The 23,360-nt window shown below is 70.0% G+C and carries 16 protein-coding genes and 1 pseudogene; 14 read left to right on the forward strand and 3 right to left on the reverse strand.

Annotated elements, in window-relative coordinates:
- The first annotated feature begins 35 nt into the window (after positions 1 to 35).
- Positions 36 to 803, forward strand: coding sequence for a DeoR/GlpR family DNA-binding transcription regulator (locus F7Q96_RS14015; RefSeq protein ID WP_053822117.1), 768 nt, complete (start codon positions 36 to 38; stop codon positions 801 to 803).
- Positions 804 to 996: 193 nt separating this feature from the next.
- Here the strand turns inward: F7Q96_RS14015 and purU are convergent, their stop codons facing one another.
- Positions 997 to 1,863, reverse strand: a complete 867-nt coding sequence (gene purU, locus F7Q96_RS14020; RefSeq protein WP_053822118.1) for a formyltetrahydrofolate deformylase — start codon at positions 1,861 to 1,863, stop codon at positions 997 to 999.
- Positions 1,864 to 1,947: 84 nt separating this feature from the next.
- Positions 1,948 to 2,808, reverse strand: coding sequence for an NUDIX hydrolase (locus F7Q96_RS14025; RefSeq protein ID WP_082371639.1), 861 nt, complete (start codon positions 2,806 to 2,808; stop codon positions 1,948 to 1,950).
- Between the two features lie 95 nt (positions 2,809 to 2,903).
- Here F7Q96_RS14025 and glpK point away from each other — a divergent pair, with 95 nt between their 5' ends.
- From glpK to F7Q96_RS14090, 13 genes are all read left to right on the forward strand, one after another.
- On the forward strand, positions 2,904 to 4,487 hold the full coding sequence (glpK, locus tag F7Q96_RS14030) for a glycerol kinase GlpK (protein WP_082371499.1): 1,584 nt from the start codon (positions 2,904 to 2,906) through the stop codon (positions 4,485 to 4,487).
- 116 nt (positions 4,488 to 4,603) lie between these two features.
- Complete coding sequence (locus tag F7Q96_RS14035; RefSeq protein ID WP_151022861.1) at positions 4,604 to 6,214, forward strand: glycerol-3-phosphate dehydrogenase/oxidase; 1,611 nt, start codon at positions 4,604 to 4,606, stop codon at positions 6,212 to 6,214.
- A 62-nt stretch (positions 6,215 to 6,276) separates the two neighbouring features.
- Positions 6,277 to 6,669, forward strand: coding sequence for an MliC family protein (locus F7Q96_RS14040; protein ID WP_082371500.1), 393 nt, complete (start codon positions 6,277 to 6,279; stop codon positions 6,667 to 6,669).
- 83 nt (positions 6,670 to 6,752) lie between these two features.
- Positions 6,753 to 7,136, forward strand: a complete 384-nt coding sequence (locus tag F7Q96_RS14045; RefSeq protein ID WP_053822121.1) for a hypothetical protein — start codon at positions 6,753 to 6,755, stop codon at positions 7,134 to 7,136.
- A 670-nt stretch (positions 7,137 to 7,806) separates the two neighbouring features.
- Positions 7,807 to 10,101 (forward strand): cellulose biosynthesis cyclic di-GMP-binding regulatory protein BcsB, encoded by a 2,295-nt coding sequence (gene bcsB, locus F7Q96_RS14050; RefSeq protein ID WP_249041682.1) that lies wholly within the window; start codon positions 7,807 to 7,809, stop codon positions 10,099 to 10,101.
- Positions 10,102 to 10,132: 31 nt separating this feature from the next.
- Positions 10,133 to 11,326 (forward strand): cellulose synthase complex periplasmic endoglucanase BcsZ, encoded by a 1,194-nt coding sequence (gene bcsZ, locus F7Q96_RS14055; protein ID WP_053823141.1) that lies wholly within the window; start codon positions 10,133 to 10,135, stop codon positions 11,324 to 11,326.
- Complete coding sequence (locus F7Q96_RS14060; protein WP_053822123.1) at positions 11,308 to 15,138, forward strand: cellulose synthase subunit BcsC-related outer membrane protein; 3,831 nt, start codon at positions 11,308 to 11,310, stop codon at positions 15,136 to 15,138. The genes bcsZ and F7Q96_RS14060 overlap by 19 nt, the downstream gene beginning before the upstream one ends.
- A gap of 16 nt (positions 15,139 to 15,154) precedes the next feature.
- Positions 15,155 to 17,023: a cellulose biosynthesis protein BcsE gene (gene bcsE / locus F7Q96_RS14065; protein WP_053822124.1), complete on the forward strand. Its 1,869-nt coding sequence runs from the start codon at positions 15,155 to 15,157 to the stop codon at positions 17,021 to 17,023.
- A gap of 7 nt (positions 17,024 to 17,030) precedes the next feature.
- Positions 17,031 to 17,234 carry a hypothetical protein gene (locus tag F7Q96_RS14070; RefSeq protein ID WP_053822125.1) on the forward strand — a complete coding sequence of 68 codons (204 nt, stop codon included), beginning with the start codon at positions 17,031 to 17,033 and terminating at the stop codon, positions 17,232 to 17,234.
- On the forward strand, positions 17,231 to 18,091 hold the full coding sequence (gene bcsQ, locus F7Q96_RS14075) for a cellulose biosynthesis protein BcsQ (protein ID WP_053822126.1): 861 nt from the start codon (positions 17,231 to 17,233) through the stop codon (positions 18,089 to 18,091). Before F7Q96_RS14070 ends, bcsQ begins: the two co-directional genes overlap by 4 nt.
- The gene (gene bcsA, locus F7Q96_RS14080) at positions 18,088 to 20,655 is read left to right on the forward strand and encodes a UDP-forming cellulose synthase catalytic subunit (protein ID WP_151022863.1); all 2,568 of its coding nucleotides are present in this window, start codon (positions 18,088 to 18,090) and stop codon (positions 20,653 to 20,655) included. The genes bcsQ and bcsA overlap by 4 nt, the downstream gene beginning before the upstream one ends.
- Positions 20,656 to 20,709: 54 nt before the next feature.
- Positions 20,710 to 22,311: a cellulose biosynthesis protein BcsG gene (bcsG, locus tag F7Q96_RS14085; RefSeq protein ID WP_053822127.1), complete on the forward strand. Its 1,602-nt coding sequence runs from the start codon at positions 20,710 to 20,712 to the stop codon at positions 22,309 to 22,311.
- On the forward strand, positions 22,308 to 22,577 hold the full coding sequence (locus F7Q96_RS14090; protein ID WP_053822128.1) for a hypothetical protein: 270 nt from the start codon (positions 22,308 to 22,310) through the stop codon (positions 22,575 to 22,577). Before bcsG ends, F7Q96_RS14090 begins: the two co-directional genes overlap by 4 nt.
- A gap of 136 nt (positions 22,578 to 22,713) precedes the next feature.
- On the opposite strand, the pseudogene F7Q96_RS14095 reads toward F7Q96_RS14090, so the two are convergent.
- Positions 22,714 to 23,331, reverse strand: a pseudogene (locus F7Q96_RS14095) (TetR/AcrR family transcriptional regulator); the annotation flags it as partial.
- Positions 23,332 to 23,360 lie beyond the last annotated feature (29 nt).

Genomic DNA, 23,360 nt, shown 5'->3' on the forward strand with positions numbered 1-23,360 from the left:
TTTGTTTTCGTTTTTGTTTGAACTAGAATCCCGGCATGACGCTCAATCCCCGCCAGACCGCTCTTCTGGAAGAAGTCCGCAGCCAGGGTTTCGCCTCGATCGAAGAGCTAGCACGCAAGTTCGGCGTGACCCTGCAAACGGTCCGGCGCGACGTCAACCTGCTGGCGGAGAACGGCATGCTGGCGCGCTTTCACGGCGGCGTGCGGATGGATGGCTCGACCACCGAGAACATCGCCTATCGCCAGCGCCAGTTGCTCAATGCCGAGGGCAAGGCGCGCATCGCGCGCGCGGTGGCCGCGGCGGTGCCCGAGGGCTGTTCGCTGATCCTGAACATCGGCACCACGGTCGAGGAGATCGCCCGCGCGCTGGTCCATCATCGCGGCCTGCGCGTGATCACCAACAATCTGCACGTCGCCAATATCCTGGCCGATAACCAGGACTGCGAGGTAATCGTGGCCGGCGGCGTGCTGCGTTCGCGCGACCGCGGCATCATTGGCGAGGCCACGGTCGAGTTCATCGGCCAGTTCAAGGTCGATATCGGGCTGATCGGCATCTCGGGGATCGAGGCCGACGGCACGCTGCGCGATTACGATTTCCGCGAGGTCAAGGTGGCGCGCACGATCATCGAGCATTCGCGCGAGGTCTGGCTGGCCGCGGATGCGACCAAATTCAACCGGCAGGCGATGGTCGAGCTGGCGCACCTGTCGCAGATCGACCGGCTCTTCACCGACGAGCCGTTGCGGGCGCCGTTCGAGCAGATCGTCGCGGACAGCGGGGTGAAGTGTGTGGTGGCGGGGGAATAAGGCGCGGCACTGCGCGCTCCCCTGCCCCTCTCCCGCCCGCGGGAGCGGGGGGACCGGCGCGCGCGTGCCGCCGGTATTCGCAGAGGCTGCCGCGGGGATGACGGAGAACGAACGCCGGCCCGTTCCGGCCGTGTTCTCCCCTCTGCATGCGGGAGAGGCAGGACAGAGGCAGGGGAACGGACAACAGCGCTCGTTACTTGAAAACGACCGTCTTGTGCCCGTTCAGCAGGATGCGATGTTCCGCATGCCACTTGACCGCGCGGGCCAGCGCGACGCATTCGACGTCGCGGCCGACCGCGGTCAGCTGGTCCGGGTCCATGCTGTGGTCCACGCGTTCGATCTCCTGTTCGATGATCGGGCCTTCGTCGAGGTCGGCGGTCACATAGTGGGCCGTCGCGCCGATCAGCTTGACGCCGCGATCGTGCGCCTGGTAGTAGGGCTTGGCGCCCTTGAAGCTGGGCAGGAACGAATGGTGGATATTGATCGCGCGGCCCTCGAGCTTGCGGCACAGGTCGTTCGACAGCACCTGCATGTAGCGCGCCAGCACGACCAGGTCGATCTTCTGGTCCTGCACCACCTCGAACACCTTGGCCTCCTGCGCGGCCTTCTGCTCGGCCGACGCGTTCATCAGCGGCAGATGGAAGAACGGAATGTCGTAGGACGCGGCCAGCTGGTAGAAATCGCGGTGGTTCGACACGATGGCCGCGATCTCGACCGGCAGCTGCCCGCTCTTGGCGCGGAACAGCAGATCGTTCAGGCAATGGCCGATGCGCGACACCATGATCATCACGCGCGGCTTGATCGCGGCATCGAACAGCTCCCACTGCATCGAGAACTGCTCGCCGACCGGCGCAAACGTGCTCTTGAGCGCGCCGAGCTCCGGACCGCCCGGGGCCGCGGTGAAATGCACGCGCATGAAGAAGCGACCGGTGTACTCGTCACCGTACTGGTCCGAATCGACGATATTGCAGCCGTGCTGGAACAGCAGTCCCGAAACGGCATGCACGATGCCCGGCTGATCGGGGCACGAAATGGTCAGAATAAAGCCTGGATTGCTCATCGTTGGGGTTCTCTGGAGGGGGCGCGCCCGGCGAACCGGCCGCCTTGCCGCGCGCCGTACGGGGCCCGGTACAGCGCGGCTGCGCTAGTCGGCGAAGCCCGGTACCGGCGGCGCCCAACCGCGCCGGCGCAGCGCACAGAGCGTCACCAGCGTGGCATCGAGCGTCATCGCGCCATCCGCCATGATAGCAAGCGCGGCGTCCGGCCCCACCAGCCGGTGCTCGGCGACCTCGCCGTCGCGGTTGTGCGGCACGAAGTCGGCCGGCAGTTCCAGGTCGTACAGATAGACCGTTTCCCACTGCACGCCCTCGTCGATTTCGCGCAGCACCTGCACCGTGCCGTGGGCCTGCGCCTGGGCCGCCAGCCACGGGGGAATGCCGGACTCCTCGTCGCATTCGCGCACCAGCGTCGCCAGCGGATCGCTGCCATGCGGCATGCCGCCGGCGACCAGGTTGTCCCACATGCCGGGATCGACGGCCTTGCTGTCGCTTCGCCGCGCGATCCACAGCGTGCGCTCGCCGGCCACGATGCCGTTCATGTGCGAGGCGAAGGTCAACAGGCCGAGATAGCGCGCCGCGGCGCGTTCGATCACCGCCAGCGCCGGATGGTCCAGCGCCGGCGTGACGGCAAACGCTTCATCGCGCCAGCCGCGCAGCAGGCTGTGCGCGGCCAGCCGGCGGGCCAGCGTGGCAAGCGCCGCGGTACGCGCATCGAAACCATCGATCCGCGGCAGCAGGACGACCGCGTCGGCCGTTTCGGCGCCCAGCACCGCGAAGTCGATGCCCTCGGCCCCTTCCAGCTCGCGCAGCGTCTGCGCATGCCGGCGCGGCAGCCAGCCGACCTGCAGGCCGTCGATGGTCAGGCGCAGATGCTGGGCGGGATCGAAGCGCGAACGCGCGCTCAGGTTGGCGGCAATGCGTTGGGCAAGGTCGTGGGAACGGGACATCGACATGTTGGCGCCCGGCAGGGACGTTCTACTCGCGGCGCCGCTGTCAGCAAACACGGAACCACGGAATCATTGAAATCAGCAGGATGGCAGCCATGACCGACAGCACGACGCCAGCGCGCGGCGAATACATCCTGGCGCTCGACCAGGGCACCAGCAGTTCGCGTGCGATCCTGTTCGATCATGCCGGCAATGTGGTGCGGATCGCCCAGCGCGAATTCCGGCAATATTACCCGCAGCCCGGCCATGTCGAGCACGACCCTTACGAGATCTGGCAATCGCAGCTGGCGGTCGCGCACGAGGTGCTGAACGGCGCCGGCGTGTCCGCGCGCCAGATCCGCGCGATCGGCATCACCAACCAGCGCGAGACCGCGGTGCTGTGGGACCGCCGCACCGGCGAGCCGGTCGGCCGCGCACTGGTATGGCAGGACCGCCGTACCGCGCCGATGTGCGAGGCGCTGCAGCGCGACGGCCATGGCGAGCGCTTCCGCGCGAAGACCGGTCTGGTCATCGACGCCTATTTTTCCGGCACCAAGCTGCGCTGGATGCTCGACCACTACGACGGCGCGCGCGAACGCGCGGCGCGGGGCGAGCTGGCCTTCGGCACGGTGGACAGCTGGCTGATCTGGCAGCTGACCGATGGCGCGCGCCATGTGACCGACGTCTCCAACGCGTCGCGCACGATGCTGTTCAACATCCATGAATTCCGCTGGGACGACGAGTTGCTGGCGCTGCTCGACATCCCACGCAGCCTGCTGCCCGAAGTCGTGCCGTCCAGCGGCGAGGCCGCCCGCACCGCGGCGCGCGTGTTCGGCGCCGAGCTGCCGATCGCCGGCATCGCCGGCGACCAGCAGGCGGCCACGTTCGGCCAGGCCTGCCTGTCGCCCGGCATGGCGAAGAACACCTACGGTACCGGCTGCTTCCTGCTGATGAACACCGGATCGGCGCCGGTGGTCTCGCAGAACCGGCTGCTGACGACGATCGGCTGGCAGCTCGGTCCGTCCGCCGGCGGCGGGCAAGGCTGCGCGCAAGCCACCACCCAGTATTGCCTCGAAGGCGGCGTCTTCATGGGCGGCGCGACGATCCAGTGGCTGCGCGACGGCTTGCAGATCATCCAGAGCGCGCCCGAGGTGGAGCCGCTGGCGCGGCAATGCGACGACACCGGCGGCGTGGTGCTGGTCCCCGCCTTTGCCGGACTCGGCGCGCCGCACTGGGACGCGTTTGCGCGCGGCACGCTGATCGGCATCACGCGCGGCACGGGCCGCCCGCAGATCGCGCGCGCCGCGCTCGAGGCGATCGCGCTGCAGAGCGTCGACGTGCTCGACGCCATGCAGAAGGATGCCGGCATCGCGCTGGCCGAACTGCGCGTCGATGGCGGCGCCTCGCGCAGCGACCTGCTGATGCAGATGCAGGCCGATCTGCTCGGCACCGCGGTCGTGCGCCCGCGCGTCACCGAAACCACCGCGCTGGGCGCCGCCTATCTGGCGGGCCTGGCCAGCGGCTTCTGGCGCGACCAGCAGGAACTGGCCAGCCAGTGGCAGATCGAACAGCGTTTCGAGCCGCGGCTGTCCGCCGATGCGCGCGCCAGCCAGCTCGCGCGCTGGCATCGCGCGGTGGAGCGCGCGCGGGACTGGGCGCGCGATGATCCCGCATCCGCCACCGCCTCGGCGACCAGCTGAACGCGTTCGCTCGCACCATCAGATAATCGCCTATCACCGACGATCCGACGATCGGCCGACGCGCGGCAGAACCGCCACCGCCACCCCCGATCCGATTCGCACCGCTCACCTTCGCCATGCAGACACCCAACCCTACCCTGCCCCCGGATCGCGCGGCGCTGCTCGCCGCGCTGGAGCGCGAGCGCCGCTGGGACGTGATCGTGATCGGCGGCGGCGCCACCGGCCTCGGCACCGCGGTCGATGCCGCCTCGCGCGGCTACCGCACGCTGCTGCTGGAGGCCGCCGACTTCGCCAAGGGCACCTCGAGCAAGGCCACCAAGCTGGTACACGGCGGCGTGCGCTATCTGGCCCAGGGCAATATCGGCCTGGTGCGCGAGGCGCTGCAGGAGCGCGGCATGCTCGCGCGCAACGCGCCGCATCTGGTGTGGCCGCTGGGCTTCGTGGTCCCCGCCTACCAACTGTTCGACCAGCCGTTCTATGGCATCGGCCTGAAGGTCTACGACATGCTGGCCGGCAGCCGCAATCTGATGGACAGCCGCTGGCTGAACCACCAGCAGGCGCTGGCCGCGGCGCCGACACTGGCCGAGCATGTCGGCGGGCGGCCGCTGCGCGGTGCCAATCTGTATTTCGACGGCCAGTTCGACGATGCACGGCTGGCGATCGCACTGATGCGCACGCTGTTCGATCTGGGCGGCGTCGCGCTGAACTATGCCCGCGTGACCGGACTCGTGATGCAGGCTGGCGTGGTCGGCGGCGTCACGGTGCGCGACGCGCTCGGCGACGCCGAACTGACGCTGCATGCCGAATGCGTGATCAATGCCACCGGCGTCTGGGTCGATGCGGTGCGGCGCATGGAGGACGAGCGCGCGCAGATGATGGTCGCGCCCAGCCAGGGCGTACACCTGACGCTGCCGCGCAGCTTCCTGCCCGGCGATCGCGCGATCCTGGTGCCCAAGACCGACGACGGCCGCGTGCTGTTCCTGGTGCCCTGGAACGGCCACACGATCGTCGGCACCACCGACACCCCGCGACGCGATCTGCCGCTGGAGCCGCGCGCCGAGGATGACGACGTCGACTTCATCCTCGAAACTGCCGCGCGCTACCTGTCGCGCGATCCCACTCGCGACGATGTCACCAGCGTCTGGGCCGGCTTGCGCCCGCTGGTCAAGGCGACCGGCGAAAGCTCGACCGCCTCGCTGTCGCGCGAACACACGATCGTGGTGTCGAAGGCAGGCCTGATCACCGTGACCGGCGGCAAATGGACCACCTATCGCAAGATGGCCGAGGACGTGATCGACACCGCGATTCGCCGCCAGATGCTGCGCGCCGCGCCCTGCGTGACCGCCGACCTGCCGCTGCATGGCGCCGGCGCGTGGGCCGGACAACAGGCCAACCTGAACGCGCCGGACCGCTACTATGGCGGCGATCTCGGGCTGCTGCGCAGCCTGCCCGGCGCCGACAACGTGCTCGCACCGGAATCGGGCCTGACCGAGGCGCACGTGCGCTTCGCCGCCCGCTATGAGCTGGCGCGCAAGGTCGAGGACGTGGTCGCGCGCCGCAATCGGCTGCTGTTCCTCGACGCCCGCGCGGCGGAGGCGGCGGCCCCGCGCGTGGCGGCGATCCTCGCCGAAGAACTGGGGCACGACACCGCCTGGCAGCAGGCGGAGGTCGACAGCGTGCGCAAGCTCGCGGCCAGCTATCGGCTCGATGCCGGCGGGCAACGTTGAGCGTCACGCGCGACGAGCCTGCTCATCGATTCCCTCGACCGCCCTCTGCCGAACGAACCGATATGGCCATCTCCCTGCCCTTTGTCCGCGCCGCCCGGCTTCCCGGCGCCGCGCTGCTCGCCGCCGCCTTCGCCGCGGCCGCCTTCGCCGCGCCGGCACGGGCCCGTCCCGGCATCGACGGCGTGCGCTTCGATGCGCCGGTCACCGTGCGCTACCGCTGCGATGACGGCAAGCAACTGACCGCGCGCTATTTCAACAGCGCCGACAACCAGATCGCGATCCTGCGGCTCGACGGCAAGCCGCTGCTGTTCGTCTCCGTCCTGAGCGCATCGGGCGCACGCTATGCGCATGGCCAGCACGTCTGGTGGACCAAGGGCGACGAGGGCATGCTGCAGGACATCACGCAGGGCGAAAACGCGCCGCCGGTCTACGCGAACTGCCGCGCCCGGCGATAGCGGCGCGGCGCCAGACAGGCGGAGGGTGGGCGCGGCCATGGTGTCCGAGCGATAATGCGGGTCATCGAATCAGGGAGAACACCATGGACGAGATAGACGATCTGTCCGATCTGCCGATGCCCCGCTTCATCTGGGGCTTCGCCATCGCCACCGGCAAGGGGGGCGAAGTGATGCACGACGAATTCGAGTATCTGACCCATACCCGCAGCCCGCGCTTCACCTGCCGCGTGGTCGAGCTCGAGGACATGCCGACCGAGAGCGACGAGTCGGGCATCGACGGCCGCATCGTCCATTACGACGACCCCGCGCGCCTGTTCTACATCACCGATGCAGGCATGGCGCTGGTCAATTTCGAGCTGTTCGACAAGCTGCCGGACCGCCAGAAGCTGAAGAAGGTCTGCGACGAGGCCATCCGCAACTGGATGATCCGGCGCGACTTCCTCGACAGCGAAGACGACGAGGATTGAGCGCAAGCGCGCCGGCAACATGCGGAAAACAGGTGAAAAGCAGGCGGGAAGCAGGCGGGAAGCAGGCGGGAAGCGGGCGGAATGCGGGCCCAAATCAAGCGGAAATGGGCCCGTGCCTGCATTGATGCGGCGCATCGATCCCCGTCCGCGATACCGGCAGCCCCGCGGACACCCGGTCGGCCCAGTCCTACAAGCCTAGCAGAGCGGTCCCGACAGTAGGCCCCGCCCGCGCTCCCTATAGTGAAGCCATGGAGTTCACGACAAGGAGCGAAACCATGCCTTATATCCTCGCCTGGTTGCTGGGTGTACCGGCCTTCGTGCTGGTCCTGATCTGGCTGTTCGCGCACTGATCCCCCGACATGGCCGGCGGCTTCCGTGACGGTCTCGTCGACCATCTCGCCGCCGGCCACGCCCCATGTGGCAACGATCCAACGTCCGCCCGCAAGGCGGACGTTTTTGTTGCCCCTTGCCATCCCGCCACAGCGGACCCGCGTCGACATTCGTGTAGACTCCGCCGGACAAGGCGCATCGTATTGCCACAGAGCGCCGCCCCCGCCGCTGCTATCGAGGGGAACCTGGCCAGACGGACGCACAACGGGCGTTCATCGTTTATTTGGCATTGATGACGAGGATCGATTCGACTGTCGCCACGCCGCGCCGGCGTGGCGCCATGCTGACCACGGCATGGCTTCTGGCCGCGATGGCATTGCCGCCGGCCCACTCCCAACCCGCCTCCCCCAATTCCGCAGTCGAAGGTCCGAGCAGCCAGGGCAGCGCCGCCTCCGGCGTCGGCGCCGCGCCCGCCGCCGCGTCCGCGCCGGCCGGCACGCCGACGCGCCGGCAGACGCTGACGGTCGCCGAGATGGGCGCCTACGGCCCGATCGCGCTGCGCGGACTGGACCCCGAACGCGTGCTCAATGTCGGCATCCGTGCGGACGAGGTCGTCACCAGTGCCACGCTGCGGCTGCACTATACGTATTCGCCCTCGCTGATCTATCCGCTGTCGCATCTGAAGATCAAGCTGAACGACGAGGTCGTCGCCACGCTGCCGCTGGAAGCGAATCGCGCGGGCCAGCAGGTCACACGCGACATTGCGCTGGAGCCGCGGCTGTTTACCGATTTCAATCGGCTGGCGATCGAATTCATCGGCCACTACACGGTGGACCACTGCGAGGACGCCGCGCATTCGGCGCTGTGGACCGATATCAGCGCCAACAGCGCGCTGACGCTGACCACCGCCGCGCTGCGGCTGCCGGACAATCTGGCGCTGCTGCCGCTGCCTTTTTTCGATCGCCGCGACAACCGGCGCGTCACGGTGCCGTTCGTACTGGCGGAGAACGCCGACATGGCGACGCTGCGCGCGGCCGGCGTGGTGGCATCGTGGCTGGGTGCGCTGGCGGACTATCGCGGCGCGCGCTTCCCGGTGGCGCGCAGCGCGCCGGCCGGCCAGCACGCGATCATGCTGACGCTGCCCGGCCCCGCCGCGGCCGCGCTGGGGCTGCGCGAGATCGCCGGCCCGACGGTCACGGTGATGCCCAATCCGAACAGTCCCGACCACAAGCTGCTGGTCATCGCCGGCCGCAATGCCGAGGAACTGACGACCGCCGCCAATGCGCTGGTGCTCGGCAAGGCCGCGATGGCGGGCCGCCAGGCGTCGATCCAGACCGTCGACCTGGGGCCGCCGCGCGCGCCGTATGACGCGCCGAACTGGGCGCCGGTCGATCGTCCGGTGCTGTTCCGCGAGCTGGTCACCGATCCGCAGCAGCTGCAGGTGTCGGGCAACGATCCGCAGGCGATCCGCGTCAACCTGCGCGTGCCGGCCGACCTGTACGGCTGGAACCAGCGCAGCGTGCCGCTGAACCTCAAATACCGCTATACGGCGCCGTCGACGTACAACGACTCGGTGCTCAACGTCGATATCAACGAGCAGCTGGTGCGCTCGTATCGGCTGCGGCCGCTGTCGGGCAGCGACGACGAGAATCTGGTCAGTGTGCCGCTGCTGTCGGGCAGCGACGCGGTGGTCTCCAACGAGATCCGCGTGCCGGCCTTCCGCGTCGGCAGCGACAACCAGATGCAGTTCCGCTTTCACCTGGATTCGCAGAAGACCGGCCTGTGCGCCTCGACGCCGGCCAAGGTCGCGCGCGCAGCGATCGACCCCGACTCGAGCATCGACTTCAGCGGCTTCGCGCACTACGCCGCAATGCCGAACCTCGCCTTCTTCGCCAACAGCGGCTATCCGTTCACGCGGCTGGCCGATCTGGCCGATACCGCGGTGGTGCTGCCCGACGCCCCGCGCGCGATCGACCAGGAGGCCCTGCTGACGCTGCTCGGCCATATGGGCCGCTGGACCGGACTGCCGGCGCTGCGCGTGTCGGTGGTGCCCGCGAAGGACGTCGAAGCGGTCGGCCAGCGCAATCTGCTGATCGTCGGCAACGGGAGCGCGGGCGAGCTGCTGGCGCGCTGGGGAAAGTCGCTGCCGCTGATGATCGCGCGCGGCAAGACCGAGATGGCGCTGCGCGACCAGCGCGCCAGCGCATGGTCGAACTGGCTCAGCGACAGCGAACCCGAGGCGATGACGCCGGCCGGGCGCGCAATCCTGTCGGCCGACGGTCCGCTGGCCGCGCTGGTCGGCTTCGAATCGCCTTTTCGCGAACGGCACAGCGTGATCGCGGTGACCGCGACCGAGGCCGACCGGCTCGGCGATGTGCTCGATGCCCTCGACGATCCGACCAAGGTCGCGCAGATTCGCGGCGACCTGACCGTGGTGCGTGCGAAGGAAGTCGAAGGCCTGCGGCTCGGCGAGCGCTATTTCGTCGGCGATTTCCCCTGGTATGCGCGGGTCTGGGTGCGGGTGTCCTCGCACCCGGTCTTCCTCGGCATTGCCGGCATCCTGGCCGGCCTCGCGGTGGCGCTGAGCGCGTTCTGGGCGCTGTCCCGGCTGGCCGCGCGGCGCAACGGGGGCTGAGATGGCGAGGTTCGCGATGGCGGGGTTCGCGATGGCTGCGTGCCTGCGCGGCAACCTCCGCCGGCTCGCGGCGGCTTCGCGCGCGCTGCTCGGCGCGGCGCTGCTGACGGCGTCGCTCGGCTGTGCCGCGGCCTCCTGCCCCTGGCCCGCCTGGGACAGCTTCAAGCGCGACACGGTCAGCGCCGACGGCCGCGTGATCGACGCCAGCACGCCGCAGCAGACCACGGTGTCCGAGGGACAGGCCTATGCGCTGTTCTTCGCGCTGGTCGCCAACGACCGGCCAACGTTCGAGCGGCTGCTGGCCTGGACCGAGAACAACCTGGCCGAAGGCGACCTCGCTTCGCGCCTGCCTGCGTGGATCTGGGGCAAGCGCGAGGCGGCCGACGGCAAGCCGGAAAGCTGGGGCGTGCTCGACACCAACCCCGCCTCCGACGCCGATTTGTGGATCGCCTACGCGCTGCTCGAGGCCGGCCGGCTCTGGCAGGAGCGCCGCTACACCGCGCTCGGCACCGTGATCGCGCGCCAGGTGCTGCAGCGTGAAAGCGCGCTGCTGCCGGGGCTGGGCCGCACGCTGCTGCCCGGCCCGGTGGGCTTTCATCCTTCGCCGACGCTGTGGCGGCTCAATCCGAGCTATGTGCCGCCGCAGCTGATGCGCCGCTTCGCCGCGCTGTGGCCGCAACAGCCCGAATGGATCCAGCTGCTGTCGAGCTCCGCCCGGCTGCTGCTCGATACCGCGCCGCGCGGCTTTTCGCCGGACTGGGTCGAGTATCACGGCGGCGCCAAGCCGGGCTTCCGTCCGGACCAGCAGACGCAGGCGGAAGGCGCCTACAACGCGATCCGCGTCTATCTGTGGGCGGGCACGCTGTCGCCACAGGACCCGTTGCGCGGGCCGCTGCTGAAGGCCTATCGCCCGATGGCCGACTACACGATCGCGCACGGGCATCCGCCCGAACGCGTCGATACCCGCTCCGGCACCGTCGGGCCGAATTCCGGCAATGCCGGTTTTTCCGCCGCCGTAGCGCCGTATCTGGCAGCGCTCGGCGAGACCGGCGCGGCGCAGCGCCAGGTCGAGCGGATGCGCAAGCTGGCCGCCGAGCAGCCGCTGGGCTACTACAGCCAGGTGCTGGCGCTGTTCGCGCTCGGCCATCTCGATGGCCTGTACCGTTTCGAAGCCGATGGCGCGCTGACGCCGGCCTGGACCGCGACATGTCCCGCTCGCCGCTGATCTCCGCCGCCGCGGTACTGATCGTTCCCGCGCTGCCGGCCACCGCGCAGACCGCCGCTGCGCCCGCCGTCGCCCCTTCCGCCAACGCGGAACTGGCGCGCCTGCTGTCGTCGGCGCGCATGTGGGAAGCCAAGAACCGCGCCGATCTGGCGCGCAACGCGCTCGACAAGATCCTGACGATCGAGCCGCAGCAGCCCGATGCGCTGCTGTTGCTGGCGCAGATCGAATTGCGTTCGAACCGCCCCGCCGAAGCCCAACGGATCCTGCAGCGTCTGCGGCAGCACCATCCGAAACACCCGGCCACCCGCGAGCTCGAGGACACTTACCGCATCGCCACGCAGGACAAGCGCGAAATGGCGACGGTGCGCATGCTTGCGCGCGGCGGCAACGAGAAGGAAGCGCTCGAACGTTTGCATAAGCTGTTTCCCGACGGGCCGCCGCAGGGCGAGCTGGGAATCGACTACTACCGCATCCTGGCCGGCACCGACGCGGGCCGTCCGCGCGCGATCGCGGAACTGCGCCGGCAATTGGCGCAGCGGCCCGACGATGCGCGCCTCGCGCTGGTGCTGGGCGACCTGCTGACCGATCGTCCCGCCACGCGCGCCGAAGGCCTCGGCCTGCTGTACCGGCTGAGCCAGCGCACCGACGCCGACCGCAAGACCGCGCTCGATATCTGGCGCCGCACGCTGTATCGCGTCAGCGACGATCCCGCCTACGCGGTCTGGTTCGAGCGCTATCTGCAGGAAGCGCCCGACGACGACATCGCGCGGCAGACGCTGGCCGAACTCGAGGCCAGGCGCGAGGCGCATCGGCGCATGCTGGCCGATCCCGCCTACCAGGCGCGCCAGCGCGGACTGCGCCAACTCGAGCGCGGCAATCTCGCCGAAGCGCAGGCCGCCTTCGAGCAGGCGATGCGCACACGCGGCAACGATGCCGAGGTGGTCGGTGGCCTCGGGCTGGTGCGGCTGCGCGAGGGCCGTCACGACGAAGCGCGCGCCCTGTTTTCCCGCGCGCTGCAGCTCGATCCCGAGCAGCGCAACAAGTGGCGCAGCCTGCTGGACACCGCCACCTTCTGGGGCACGATCGCCCGTGCGCGGCTGGCCGGCACGCAGGGCAAGCCCGGCGAAGCCGAGACACTGGCCCGACAGGCGCTGGCGCGCCAACCGGACAACGCCGATGCGCTGGTGATCCTCGCCGACGCGCTCGTTGCCCAGCAGCGCGAGGCCGAGGCCGAGACGCTGCTGCGCCAGCAGCTCGCCGGCCGCATGCCCGACCCCGGCGCGCTGCGCCGGCTGGTGACGCTGCTGCAGAACAACGGCCGCGGGGCCGAGATCGATCCGCTGCTGGCCGCCACCGAGGCGCGCCTGCAGACATCGCCGGCGAATGCGCAGACGCTGCGCCAACTGCGCGCCGAGCTGCTGACGCGGCAGGCCGACCAGCTGCTGGCCGAGCGCCGCGCGAGCCCGGCCATCGCCCGACTCGAGGAAGCGCTGCGGCTGACCCCCGACGCACCGTGGACACGCTACACGCTGGCACGGGCCTATCGCGATCTCGGGCTGCCGGCCCTGGGCCGCGAGACCATGGACGAGGGCCTGCGCCTCGCGCCGAACGCCGACATGCGCCATGCGAGCGCGTTGTACCTGAATTCCGTCGACGACCCGGATGCCGCGGCCGCGCTGCTCGCGCAGATTCCCGAAGCGGAGCGCACCGAAGGCATGCGCGAGCTCGGCGGCAATCTGCACGCGCAGCAGTTGCTGCGACAGGGCCGCCTGGCGCTGGCCGCCGGCCGGCCCGACGAGGCCCGTGCGCTGCTGCGGCAGGCCGCGCAGGCGACGCAGGCGGATCCGCAGATGCTCGCCACCGTGGGCCGCGAGGCGATCGCCCTCGGCGAGTCCGACTATGGGCTCGGGCTGGTGCAGCAGTGGCTGGCCGCCCATCCCGACGCTCCGGCGATCGGCGTGCGGCTGCGCTACGGCGAACTGCTCGCCGCCGCCGGGCGCGACGAGGCGCTGCGTGCCTGGCTCGAAGACCTGCGGGATCGCGACATGCAAAGCCGCGGCCAACGCGGCGCGTTCGAGCCCGCGCAGCGTGCCGCGCTCGGCGACCAGGCGCTGCGTCTCGCGCTGCGCGATACCGACCGCCGTCTCGATGACGACGATGCTGCCGGGGCGCTGCGCGTGCTGGCGGCGGTACCGGCCGAGCAACAACAGGACCCGCGCTGGTCGCTGGCGCTCGCCGACGTGCGCGAGCGCCAGGGCGATCTCGACGGCGCCGCCGCTGCCGCGCGCACGGTGCTGGCGCGCAACCCGGACGATGCCGACGCGCGCCTGACGCTGGCGCGGCTGGCCGAACGCGGCGGACGCAATGACGAAGCGCTGCGCATCGTGCGCGAGGTGCTGGCCGGCACGGCCGAGGACGATATCGATACGCGACTGTCGGCGGCGCGCCGTCTGACCGCGCTGCGCCGCGAAAGCGAAGCGGCCGCGGTGGTCGAACCCCTGCGCCAGCGCTATCCGCAGCGCGCGGATATCGTCGTGCAGCAGGGACGGATCGCGCAGTCCGGCGGCCGTTTCGACGACGCGGCTTCGCTGTACCGGCGGGCCCGCACGCTCGAGCAGGCCGACGCCACAGCGCCCATGGCCGGCGGCACCGCCGCGCAGCGCGCGCTGCAGGACCTCGATGCGCGCCGCGACGGACAGGTCGCGACCGCCACGCTGTTCTCGCGCAAGTCGGGCGACAGCGGCATTTCCGAGCTGAGCGCGACCGAAATCCCGCTGTACGTGCGGATTCCACATGGCTACACCGGCCACGCGTTCTTCCACGCCGACACCGTGCTGCTCGATGCCGGCACGCTGCGCATGGACGCCAGCGGCGCCGAAGAGTTTGGCCAGATCGCCGCGCGCGGCAGCACCGGCATCGCACCGCGCGGGCAAAGCGACAAGGGCGTGGCGCTGGCCGCCGGCTATGCATACAACGGCGCCTACGACAGCTGGCGCGCCGACCTCGGCACGACGCCGCTCGGCTTCCTGCAGCAGTCCGTGGTCGGCGGCCTGCGCTATCGCGCCGAACTGAACCGCGCCGCGGCCACCATCGACGTGTCGCGCCGCGCGGTGACCAGCAGCCTGATTTCCTACGCGGGCGCGATCGATCCGGCCAGCGGCGAACGCTGGGGCGGCGTGGTGCGCAACGGCGTCACGCTCGGCTATTCGCACGACGTCGGCCGCGGCAGCGTGTTCGCCACCGTCGGCTCCGGCGTGCTGACCGGGCATAACGTCCGCACCAACCGCGAATTCACGGTGCGCGCCGGCTTCGACTGGCCGCTGCTGCAGGCGCGCCACCAGCGCGTGACCAGCGGCCTGGTGGTCAACTACTGGCGCTATCAGGAAAACCTGCGCTACTACACGTTCGGCCACGGCGGCTACTACAGCCCGCAGCGCTATCTGTCGCTGTCGGTACCGCTCGAATGGTCCGGGCGGCGCGGCGCCTGGTCGTGGCGGCTGGGCGGCTCGGCCGGCTGGTCGGATACCTACGAGAAGGACATGCCCTTCTATCCGACGCGGCCGGACCTGCAGGCGCTGTCAGGCAACCGGACGTTCGGCGGCGGTAATGGCGGCGGCTTCAGCTATACCGCGCTGGCCGCGGTCGAATACCGCTTCGCGCCGAAGTGGGTCGCCGGCATGGCGCTGCAGATCGACCGCTCGCGCGATTACGCGCCCAATCGCGCGATCGCGTACCTGCGCTATCACTTCGAACCGCAACGCGGACCGGTGCCCTTCCCGCCCGAGCCGGTGCGGCCGTATTCCTCGTACTAGATCGGATCGACGAACGATGAGCCCATCGACGAGGCCCGCCGCCACTTCCCTGACCCCGGACTCGGCTGCATCGACCGCGCCCGCGCCGCCGCGCTCGGCGCTGTTCGCGCGGCTGCAGGCGCGGCCCGCGCTGGCGATCGACGGCCTGCCCGCCGAACTCGCGGCGCTGGCGCCGGGCCATGTGCATATCGTCTACGCCGCGCCGTCGCCGGCGCGCGATGCGCTGTTCTGGCAAACCGCCGCCACTGCGCTGCGCGGACCCGCCACGGTGCTGTCCGCCCGTCCCGCCGACGGCATTGCCCAGGCACTGCGCGAGCACGGGCTCGATATCGACGTCGCCGGCGCGCTGCATCATCGCGCCAATCTGTGCGGGCTGCGCGCAAGCGGGCGCGGCGCCGGCATCGACACGCTGATCGATGCATTGCAGGCATTGGCCGACCAATGCGCGGCCCGCCACAGCGTGATGATGGTCGAGGGCGCCGAGGCCTGCTTTTCATGGAACGACGGCGCCCGCCTGTCGCGCGAAGGCGCCAGGCTGGCCGCATGGTGCCAGCGCGAACGGCTGTCGCTGCTGCTGGTGCTGGCCCCGCCGACCGACGACATCGACGATACCCGGCGGCCCGCCGATCTCGGCAGCCTGCACGCGCGCTTTGCCGGCGCCGCGCATCTGGCGCAGGTGCAGGGCCAATACACCTGGGAGGTCGCGTTCTGGCGCGAGCGCGAGGCGGTGCTCGCCGGCCGTTCGCTGCCGCTGCGCTTCGCGGCCGACGAGCATCGGCTGATGGTCAGCGGCGCCGGCGTGGAAGGCGAAGGCGGCGATGCGGCGGCGGCCGGCCTGCTGGCGCCGGACGAACACCGCGTGATCGTCTGCCGCGATGCGGTCGCGCACGAGCGCTGGGTGCCCGAGTCCTGGCAACTGGTCGACAGCAACGAGGCCGCGGTGGCGAGCGCCAGCGGCGCGGTGGCGGCGACCGTGCTGCTGCACTACCACGGCAACCGCGCCTTCGAGACGCTGGCCGAACAGGTGCACCGGCTGCGGCGCACGCGCGGCAGCGCGCTGAAGATCGTCGTGCGCGAGGACCAGGAGGCGATGCGGCAGCACTACGAGCTGCTGCTGCTCAATCTCGGCGCGAACCTGGTGATCGCCCGCCGTACGCCGTTCGCGCGCGTCCAGGCGATGCTCGAAGGCGTGCAGGGCCAGGTGTTCTCGCGCCCGCTGCCGGCGGACTACCGCACCGCGCTCTCGGCGGTGCTGACCGGCTCGGCGAGCGGCTATGTGCCGCCGGCCGAGTTCATCGACACGGTGCGCGGCGCCGTCGAACAGGGGCGCACGATCCGGCTGCCGCATGTGCTGCTGCGCCTCACGCTGCTGCCGGAAGTCGCGCATATCGACGCGCTGCGCGCCTGCCGGATGAACCGCACCGGCGACATCTGCAGCGCGGACGCCGACAGCATCTATGTGTTCTTCTTCGCCTGCCGGCTCGACGACGCCGACGCAGTCTGCCGGCGCGTGTTCCAGCGGCCGCTGGAGGCGCTGTTCTCGGGCGAGCTGCGCTGCGGCGATGCGCCGACCATCGAGGCCGCGCTGAACGCATTCGCGCAGCAGGCGCAGGAGCGGGCACTGCCCGACTACAGTGGCTGGCTGCAGGCAAGGGAACAGGCGAGCGCGACGCCGGAGGAAGGCGCACCAGTGTCGACGATGCCGGTGAGCGAACCCCCGCGCGCCGCGGCCGGTACCTCGTCGGCCGAACGCGCCACGCCCGCGCTGCCGCTGCTGTCCCCGCTCGATGCACTGCGGCCGTCCGCATCGGCCCACGCCGCCTCGCATGCCAAACCCCGCACCGTGCCGACACCGGCCGCGGTGCCGCTCAAAGCCAGGGAATAGCCTCGCCATGCGCGTCTTCATCGGATATTTCATCTGGGGCCTGATACTGGCCGCTCCGGTCGCCTGGCTGATCTGGAAGCTGGACCTGATGCGTGCGCTGCCGCGCTGGTTCCAGCCGCGCCAGCGCCGCGCGGTGCGGCTGCCGCCTCAACTCGAAGGCATCGTGATCCGCGGCAAGCGGTGGCAGGCGCCGAAGGACGGCACACGATGAAGACGATCGCCATCGTCGCGCCGGTCGGCGGCGCGGGCCGCAGCACGGTGACCGCCGCGCTGGCCTCGCTGCTGGCCGGACGCGGGCATGCCGTGCTGGCGCTGGAATGCGATCCGCGCAATCTGCTGGGCCTGCATTTCGGCCTGCGCGAGCCCGTCGAACGGGGACTGGTCGACGCGGCCCTGCGGCCATCGGCGAGCGACTGGGCCGCGGCGGCGCTGCGCAGCGACGACGACGTGCTGCTGCTGCCGTGGGGTCAGGCCGATGGTGTGCATGGCGGCGCCGATCGCAATGACGGTGGCGCCAATGCCGACGCCGACGCCGATGCCAATGCCGACGCCAATGCCGAGGCCGCCGCCACGCGATGCCTGCTCGAGCGGCCGCACTGGCTGCGCACGCTGCTGGCGCAGGTCGACCTGCCAGACGACGGCATCGTGCTGGTCGATACGCCGGCCTGGCCGGCCCCGCATGCCGCGCAGGCCCTCGCGGCCGCCGATCTGGCACTGGTGCTGGCGCCGCCCGAGCCCGAAGTGTGCGCCACGCTCCCGCGCCTGCAGCACGCGCTGGAACGGATCGCCCTGCCCTATCGCGTGGTCGCAACGCGGGTCCAGCCGGCGCGCCAGCTGCATGGCGATGTGCTGGCGCTGCTGCGCACCCGGCTGCGCGAGCGGCTGCTGCCCTATCAGGTGCACCTGGATCACGGCCTGCCCGAAGCGCTCGCGCGCGGCGAGAATTTCTGCCGCGCGATGCCGCATTCGCAGGCCGCGCACGATCTGCAGGGCATCGCGGCCTGGCTGTCGCAGTGGGTCGCGGCATCGCTCGGCTCGGCCGCGGCCGATGCGGAGGCGCATCGATGATTCTCGGCGTGCTGCTCGACCTGACCTTGCGGCTGCGTGCCGCCTTGGCGCAAGGCCTGGACCTTGGCGAGCAGCCGGCGCGCGGCGACTGGCTGGTGCGCCTGTTCTTCCGCCCGGCGCGGCCCGGCAAGCGCGACTGGCCGGCCGAGTTCGCCGCCTGGCTGTCGCGCCGCGGCGCCGAGCGTCTCGGCATCGATCCGCGGCATAGCCTGCCGCGCCGCGTATGGCGGCTCTTCGTACGGCCGCCCCGCCCGCGCCGGCGACTGGCAGCGCCGACGCGCCGGCGCAGCCTGCCGGAACAGCCGCCGCCGCAATCGGCGCTGCGCCGCTGGCTCGATCACCGGCTCGAGCCGGCCTACCGCTACGTCGCGCGCAAGCGGCGCCGGCTGGCGGCGCGGCTGCCGCGCGTCGACTGGATGCGCGCCAGCAGCGGCCTCGCACATGTGGCCGCGCTGGTGCATCGCGTGCGCGGCCTCGCGCCCACGCTGCTGGTACTGGCCGCGCTGACCGGACTGGTGTTGTGCACCACGCCGCTGCCGCTGGGCGGACAGCTGACGGTGTTCGCGCTGGTCTGGATCGCGGTAATGGTGCTGCGCAAGATTCCGGGGCGCTTCCCCACGCTGACGATGATGGCGCTGTCGCTGCTGATGACGCTGCGCTATATCTGGTGGCGCGCCACCGAGACGCTGGACCTGGCCACGCCGATGGAGGTCACCATCGGCTATCTGCTGTTCGCCGCCGAGGCCTACACCTGGCTGGTGCTGATCCTCGGCTATGTGCAGACCGCCTGGCCGCTGTCGCGCCGGCCCAAGCCGATGCCGGCCGACCCCGCGCAATGGCCGACGGTCGACGTCTATATCCCGACCTACAACGAGCCGCTGTCGGTGGTGCAGCCGACCGTCTACGCCGCGCGCAGCCTCGACTGGCCCAGCGGCAAGCTGAACATCTACCTGCTCGACGACGGCCGCCGGCCGCAGATGCAGGCCTTCGCCGAGCAGGCCGGAATTCACTATCTGACCCGCGGCGACAATCGCCACGCCAAGGCCGGCAACATCAACCATGCGCTGTCGGTCACGCAGGGGGACTACATCGCGATCTTCGATTGCGACCACATTCCGACGCGCTCCTTCCTGCAGATGACGATGGGCGAGTTCATCGCCGATCCGCGCTGCGCGATGGTACAGACGCCCCACCACTTCTTCTCGCCCGATCCGTTCGAGCGCAACTTCGATACCTTCCGCCGCGTGCCCAACGAGGGCAGCCTGTTCTACGGGCTGATCCAGGACGGCAACGACCTGTGGAACGCGGCGTTCTTCTGCGGATCGTGCGCGGTGATCAAGCGCGCGCCGCTGGCCGAAATCGGCGGCATCGCGGTCGAGACGGTGACCGAGGACGCGCACACGGCGCTCAAGCTGCACCGGCGCGGCTACAACACGGCGTACCTGCGCACGGTGCAGGCGGCGGGCCTGGCCACCGAAAGCCTGGCCAGCCATATCGGCCAGCGCATCCGCTGGGCGCGCGGCATGGCGCAGATCTTCCGCATCGACAACCCGCTGCTCGGCAAGGGGCTCAAGCTGTTCCAGCGGCTGTGCTATTCGAACGCGATGCTGCATTTCTTCTACGGCATCCCGCGGCTGATCTTCCTGACGATGCCGCTCGCCTATCTGGTGTTCGGCATGCACGTGATCAACACTTCCGCGGCGATGATCGCGGCCTACGTGCTGCCCTATCTGGTGATCGCCAACATCACGAACTCGCGCATCCAGGGCAAGTATCGCCACTCGTTCTGGGCCGAGGTCTACGAGTCGGTGCTCGCGTGGTACATCGTGCTGCCGACCACGATGGCCTTCATCAATCCGCGGCTGGGCAAGTTCAACGTGACGGCCAAGGGCGGGCGGATCGAGGACGACTATCTGGACTGGACGATCTCCAAGCCCTATCTGCTGCTGCTCGCACTGAACGTGATCGGCCTCGGCATGGGCGTGGGCCGGCTGCTGATGGGCACGACCACCGAACCGGGCACGGTGGTGATGAACATGGTCTGGGCCAGCGTCAACCTGCTGATGCTGGGCGCCGCGATCGGCGTCGCCAAGGAAGCGCGCCAGGTGCGCGTGTCGCACCGGATTCCGATGCGCGTGCCGGCCACGCTGCTGCTGCCGGATGGCACCACGCTGGCCTGCAAGACCGAGGACTATTCGCTCGGCGGCCTGGGGCTGCTGCTGCCGATCGACGTGGCACTGAACGAGGGCGACCGCGTCGGCGTCTGCCTGTCGCGGGGCGCGCGCGAATATCACTTCGCCGCCACGGTGGCGCGCAACGTCAACCGCCACCTCGGCGTGCGGATGCAGGACCTGAGCCCGGAAGCCGAGACCCAGCTGATCCAGTGCACCTTCGGCCGTGCCGACGCGTGGATCGACTGGCTCGACGACCAGCCGCGCGATGCGCCGCTGCGCGGGCTCAAGGAGGTCATCGAGATGGGATATCAGGGCTTCCTGCGGCTGTACGACGCCGCGCTCGACATGCTCGAGGCCGCGCTGGCACGGCGGCGAACGCGCCAGTCATGAGCCGGCGGCCGCCTCGACAGACCACACGCCCGAACTGCACATCCTGCGATCCATATGGGACTCTGGAACCTCTACTTCGCCGCCAAGCTGTACCTGTTCGCGATCGGACAGGTGCAGCCGCGCTGGCTGCTCAACCTGCTGTTCGCGCTGTGGCTCGTGCTGCCGCTCGAACACCGCGGCCTGCGCGTGCTGCGCCAGGTGCTGGCGGTGGTGGTCGGCGTGGCGCTGCTGTACCACGAATCGAACCTGCCGCCGTTCGCGCGCGTGATGTCGCAGTTCTCGAACCTCAGCGCCTTCACGCCGGCCTATCTGCTCGAACTGCTGCAGCGCTTCGTCAGTCCGAACCTGGTGCTGGGCGCGATCGTCGTCACGCTGGGCTATCTGGTGATCAACCGCTGGGTCCGCGTCACCACCTTCGTGCTGCTCGCGCTGATCGTGGTGCCGCTGTGGCAAGGCACCGGCACGGTGCCAACCGGGACGGCGGCAACCGGCACCGGCGCGGCGCGCGGCCCGCAACGGCCGGCCCCGACCATGCGGATCGACAGCCCGGCCGAAGTGGGCGACAACGAGGCGCAGCTGAACGCCTTTCGCGCGCAGGAGGCCACGCGCCAGGTCGCGTTCACGCCGATCAGCGCCTCGCCCGACAGTCAGTTCGACATCATCGTGCTGCACGTCTGTTCGCTGTCCTGGGACGATCTCGATGTCGCCAAGGCGCGCAATCACCCGCTGCTGTCGCGCTTCGACTATCTGTTCACCGAGTTCAGCTCGGCGGCGAGCTACAGCGGTCCGGCCGCGATCCGGCTGCTGCGCGCGGCGTGCGGCCAGCAGCCGCACCAGGCGCTGTACTCCCCGGCGCAGGGGCAATGCCATCTGTTCGAGGCGCTGGCGCAGGCCGGCTTCGATACGCGCGTGCTGATGAACCACGATGGCCGCTTCGACAATTTCCGTGGCTTCGTCGACAAGGAAATCGGCATTCCGAACGTCACCCATGTGCCGGTCGACGGCGTGCCGCCGGCAATGCGGGCCTTCGACAATTCGCCGATCCTCGGCGACTTCGCGGTACTGGAGAAGTGGTACAAGGCGCGGCTCGCGCAGAACGGCGGACCGCAGGCGCTGTACTACAACACGGTCACGCTGCACGACGGCAACCGCCTGCCGGATTCGAAGCTGACCAGCATCCAGTCGTATCCGCTGCGGCTGACGCGGCTGCTCGACGATATCGACAAGCTGATCGCGATGATCGCGCAGTCTGGCCGCAAGGCGGTGGTGGTGTTCGTGCCCGAGCACGGCGCGGCGCTGCGTGGCGATGCCAACCAGATCGCCGGCATGCGGGAGATTCCCACGCCGCGGATCGTCCATGTGCCGGTGGGGGTCAAGCTGATCGGGTTGCAGGGTGCCGATGCAGGCGGCAACGACAAAGCCGCCACCGGCCCGGTGACGATTCACGCGCCGAGCAGCTATCTGGCGCTGTCGCAGCTGTTGTCGAATCTGGTTGCGGACAGTCCGTTCCGGCAAGGCGCGCCCGCGCCGTCGCAGTATGCGGCGGACCTGCCGCAGACGCGGATGGTCGGCGAGAACGAGGCGACCGTGATGATGAAGCGCGGAACCGGCTACGTGGTACGCACGCCCGACGGCGTATGGGTGGACGGCAAATGACGGATGGCGAGCGCAAGCGCGGCGGACCGCGGCGCGGCCTGCGGGCGCGGCACACGCCGCGGCCCAACAACGATATCGAGGCGCTGGCGATGAAGGTGCCGGGCTTTGCCGCGCAACGCTATGTCGACGAGCAGGAAGCCCAGGCGGCCCGCGCCGCCGCGACGCGCTGGCCGCGGCTGGCGGGATGGCTGGGCTATGGGGAAAACGGCGAGCCGGAAGATCACGCCTTCGTCGATGCGCCGGCGCTCAGGCCGACGCCGCGTTGAGGGCCTGCGGCTCGTTGTTCGGCTCGTTGTTCGGCTCGTTGTTCGGCTCGCTGTTCGGCTCGTTATGCGGGTCGTTGTTCGGCTCGTCCGCCCCGGTTTCGACGGAAGCCGCCGAGACCAACGCCGAGGCATTGGACCCTGCCACCGCTGCCAGCAGCAGATTCGCCGCCGGCTCGAGGCGCTCGGCCTGATTGAACAATCGCACGGACACCAGGCTGTTCTGCAGCGCGGCGAACAACACCTGCGCCAGCGCCGCCGAGCTGATTGCCGGTTGCGCATCGGCCCCGTTCTGCTCGCGTGCGCGATCCAGCAGCGCCGTCAGCCAGCTTTCGTTGATCCGATGAAACTCCTGCAGCGCGCGATGCACCACCGGGGGCAGGCACAGCGCCTCTGTCGACAGCATGCCCGCCAGGCATACCTGCTGCCCGCCACATTCGCGCCGCCACGATGCCAGATAGCGTTCGGCCTGCTGCAGCGGCGGCAGCGTCGGATCGATGTCGGCCAGATAGCGCGCGGCACGCTCGCTGTAGGCGTTCACCGCTTCGAGCGCCAGGTCTTCCTTGGTCGGGAAGTAGTAGTGGATGCTCGACGTCTTGACGCCGACACGCTCGGCCAGATCGCGATAGCTGAAGCCGTTGAAGCCCCGCTTGCGGATCAGGTCGAACGTATGTTCGAGCAGCCGGTCACGCACCGTCGAACTCGCGCCGGCCGGATGAGCCCGGCCGGCGGAGCGGGAAGTCGAAGCGTCTTTCATGACATGCCCTCCCCCGCTACCACGAGCGG

Source organism: Cupriavidus gilardii, assembly GCF_008801915.1.
Lineage (GTDB): Bacteria > Pseudomonadota > Gammaproteobacteria > Burkholderiales > Burkholderiaceae > Cupriavidus > Cupriavidus gilardii.

Excerpts from the sequence above, each read along its gene's own strand:
- F7Q96_RS14015 (WP_053822117.1), top strand. The coding sequence starts at position 36 with ATGACGCTCAATCCCCGCCAGACCGCTCTTCTGGAAGAAGTCCGCAGC.
- purU (WP_053822118.1), bottom strand. The coding sequence starts at position 1,863 with ATGAGCAATCCAGGCTTTATTCTGACCATTTCGTGCCCCGATCAGCCG.
- F7Q96_RS14025 (WP_082371639.1), bottom strand. The coding sequence starts at position 2,808 with ATGTCCCGTTCCCACGACCTTGCCCAACGCATTGCCGCCAACCTGAGC.
- glpK (WP_082371499.1), top strand. The coding sequence starts at position 2,904 with ATGACCGACAGCACGACGCCAGCGCGCGGCGAATACATCCTGGCGCTC.
- F7Q96_RS14035 (WP_151022861.1), top strand. The coding sequence starts at position 4,604 with ATGCAGACACCCAACCCTACCCTGCCCCCGGATCGCGCGGCGCTGCTC.
- F7Q96_RS14040 (WP_082371500.1), top strand. The coding sequence starts at position 6,277 with ATGGCCATCTCCCTGCCCTTTGTCCGCGCCGCCCGGCTTCCCGGCGCC.
- F7Q96_RS14045 (WP_053822121.1), top strand. The coding sequence starts at position 6,753 with ATGGACGAGATAGACGATCTGTCCGATCTGCCGATGCCCCGCTTCATC.
- bcsB (WP_249041682.1), top strand. The coding sequence starts at position 7,807 with ATGCTGACCACGGCATGGCTTCTGGCCGCGATGGCATTGCCGCCGGCC.
- bcsZ (WP_053823141.1), top strand. The coding sequence starts at position 10,133 with ATGGCTGCGTGCCTGCGCGGCAACCTCCGCCGGCTCGCGGCGGCTTCG.
- F7Q96_RS14060 (WP_053822123.1), top strand. The coding sequence starts at position 11,308 with ATGTCCCGCTCGCCGCTGATCTCCGCCGCCGCGGTACTGATCGTTCCC.
- bcsE (WP_053822124.1), top strand. The coding sequence starts at position 15,155 with ATGAGCCCATCGACGAGGCCCGCCGCCACTTCCCTGACCCCGGACTCG.
- F7Q96_RS14070 (WP_053822125.1), top strand. The coding sequence starts at position 17,031 with ATGCGCGTCTTCATCGGATATTTCATCTGGGGCCTGATACTGGCCGCT.
- bcsQ (WP_053822126.1), top strand. The coding sequence starts at position 17,231 with ATGAAGACGATCGCCATCGTCGCGCCGGTCGGCGGCGCGGGCCGCAGC.
- bcsA (WP_151022863.1), top strand. The coding sequence starts at position 18,088 with ATGATTCTCGGCGTGCTGCTCGACCTGACCTTGCGGCTGCGTGCCGCC.
- bcsG (WP_053822127.1), top strand. The coding sequence starts at position 20,710 with ATGGGACTCTGGAACCTCTACTTCGCCGCCAAGCTGTACCTGTTCGCG.
- F7Q96_RS14090 (WP_053822128.1), top strand. The coding sequence starts at position 22,308 with ATGACGGATGGCGAGCGCAAGCGCGGCGGACCGCGGCGCGGCCTGCGG.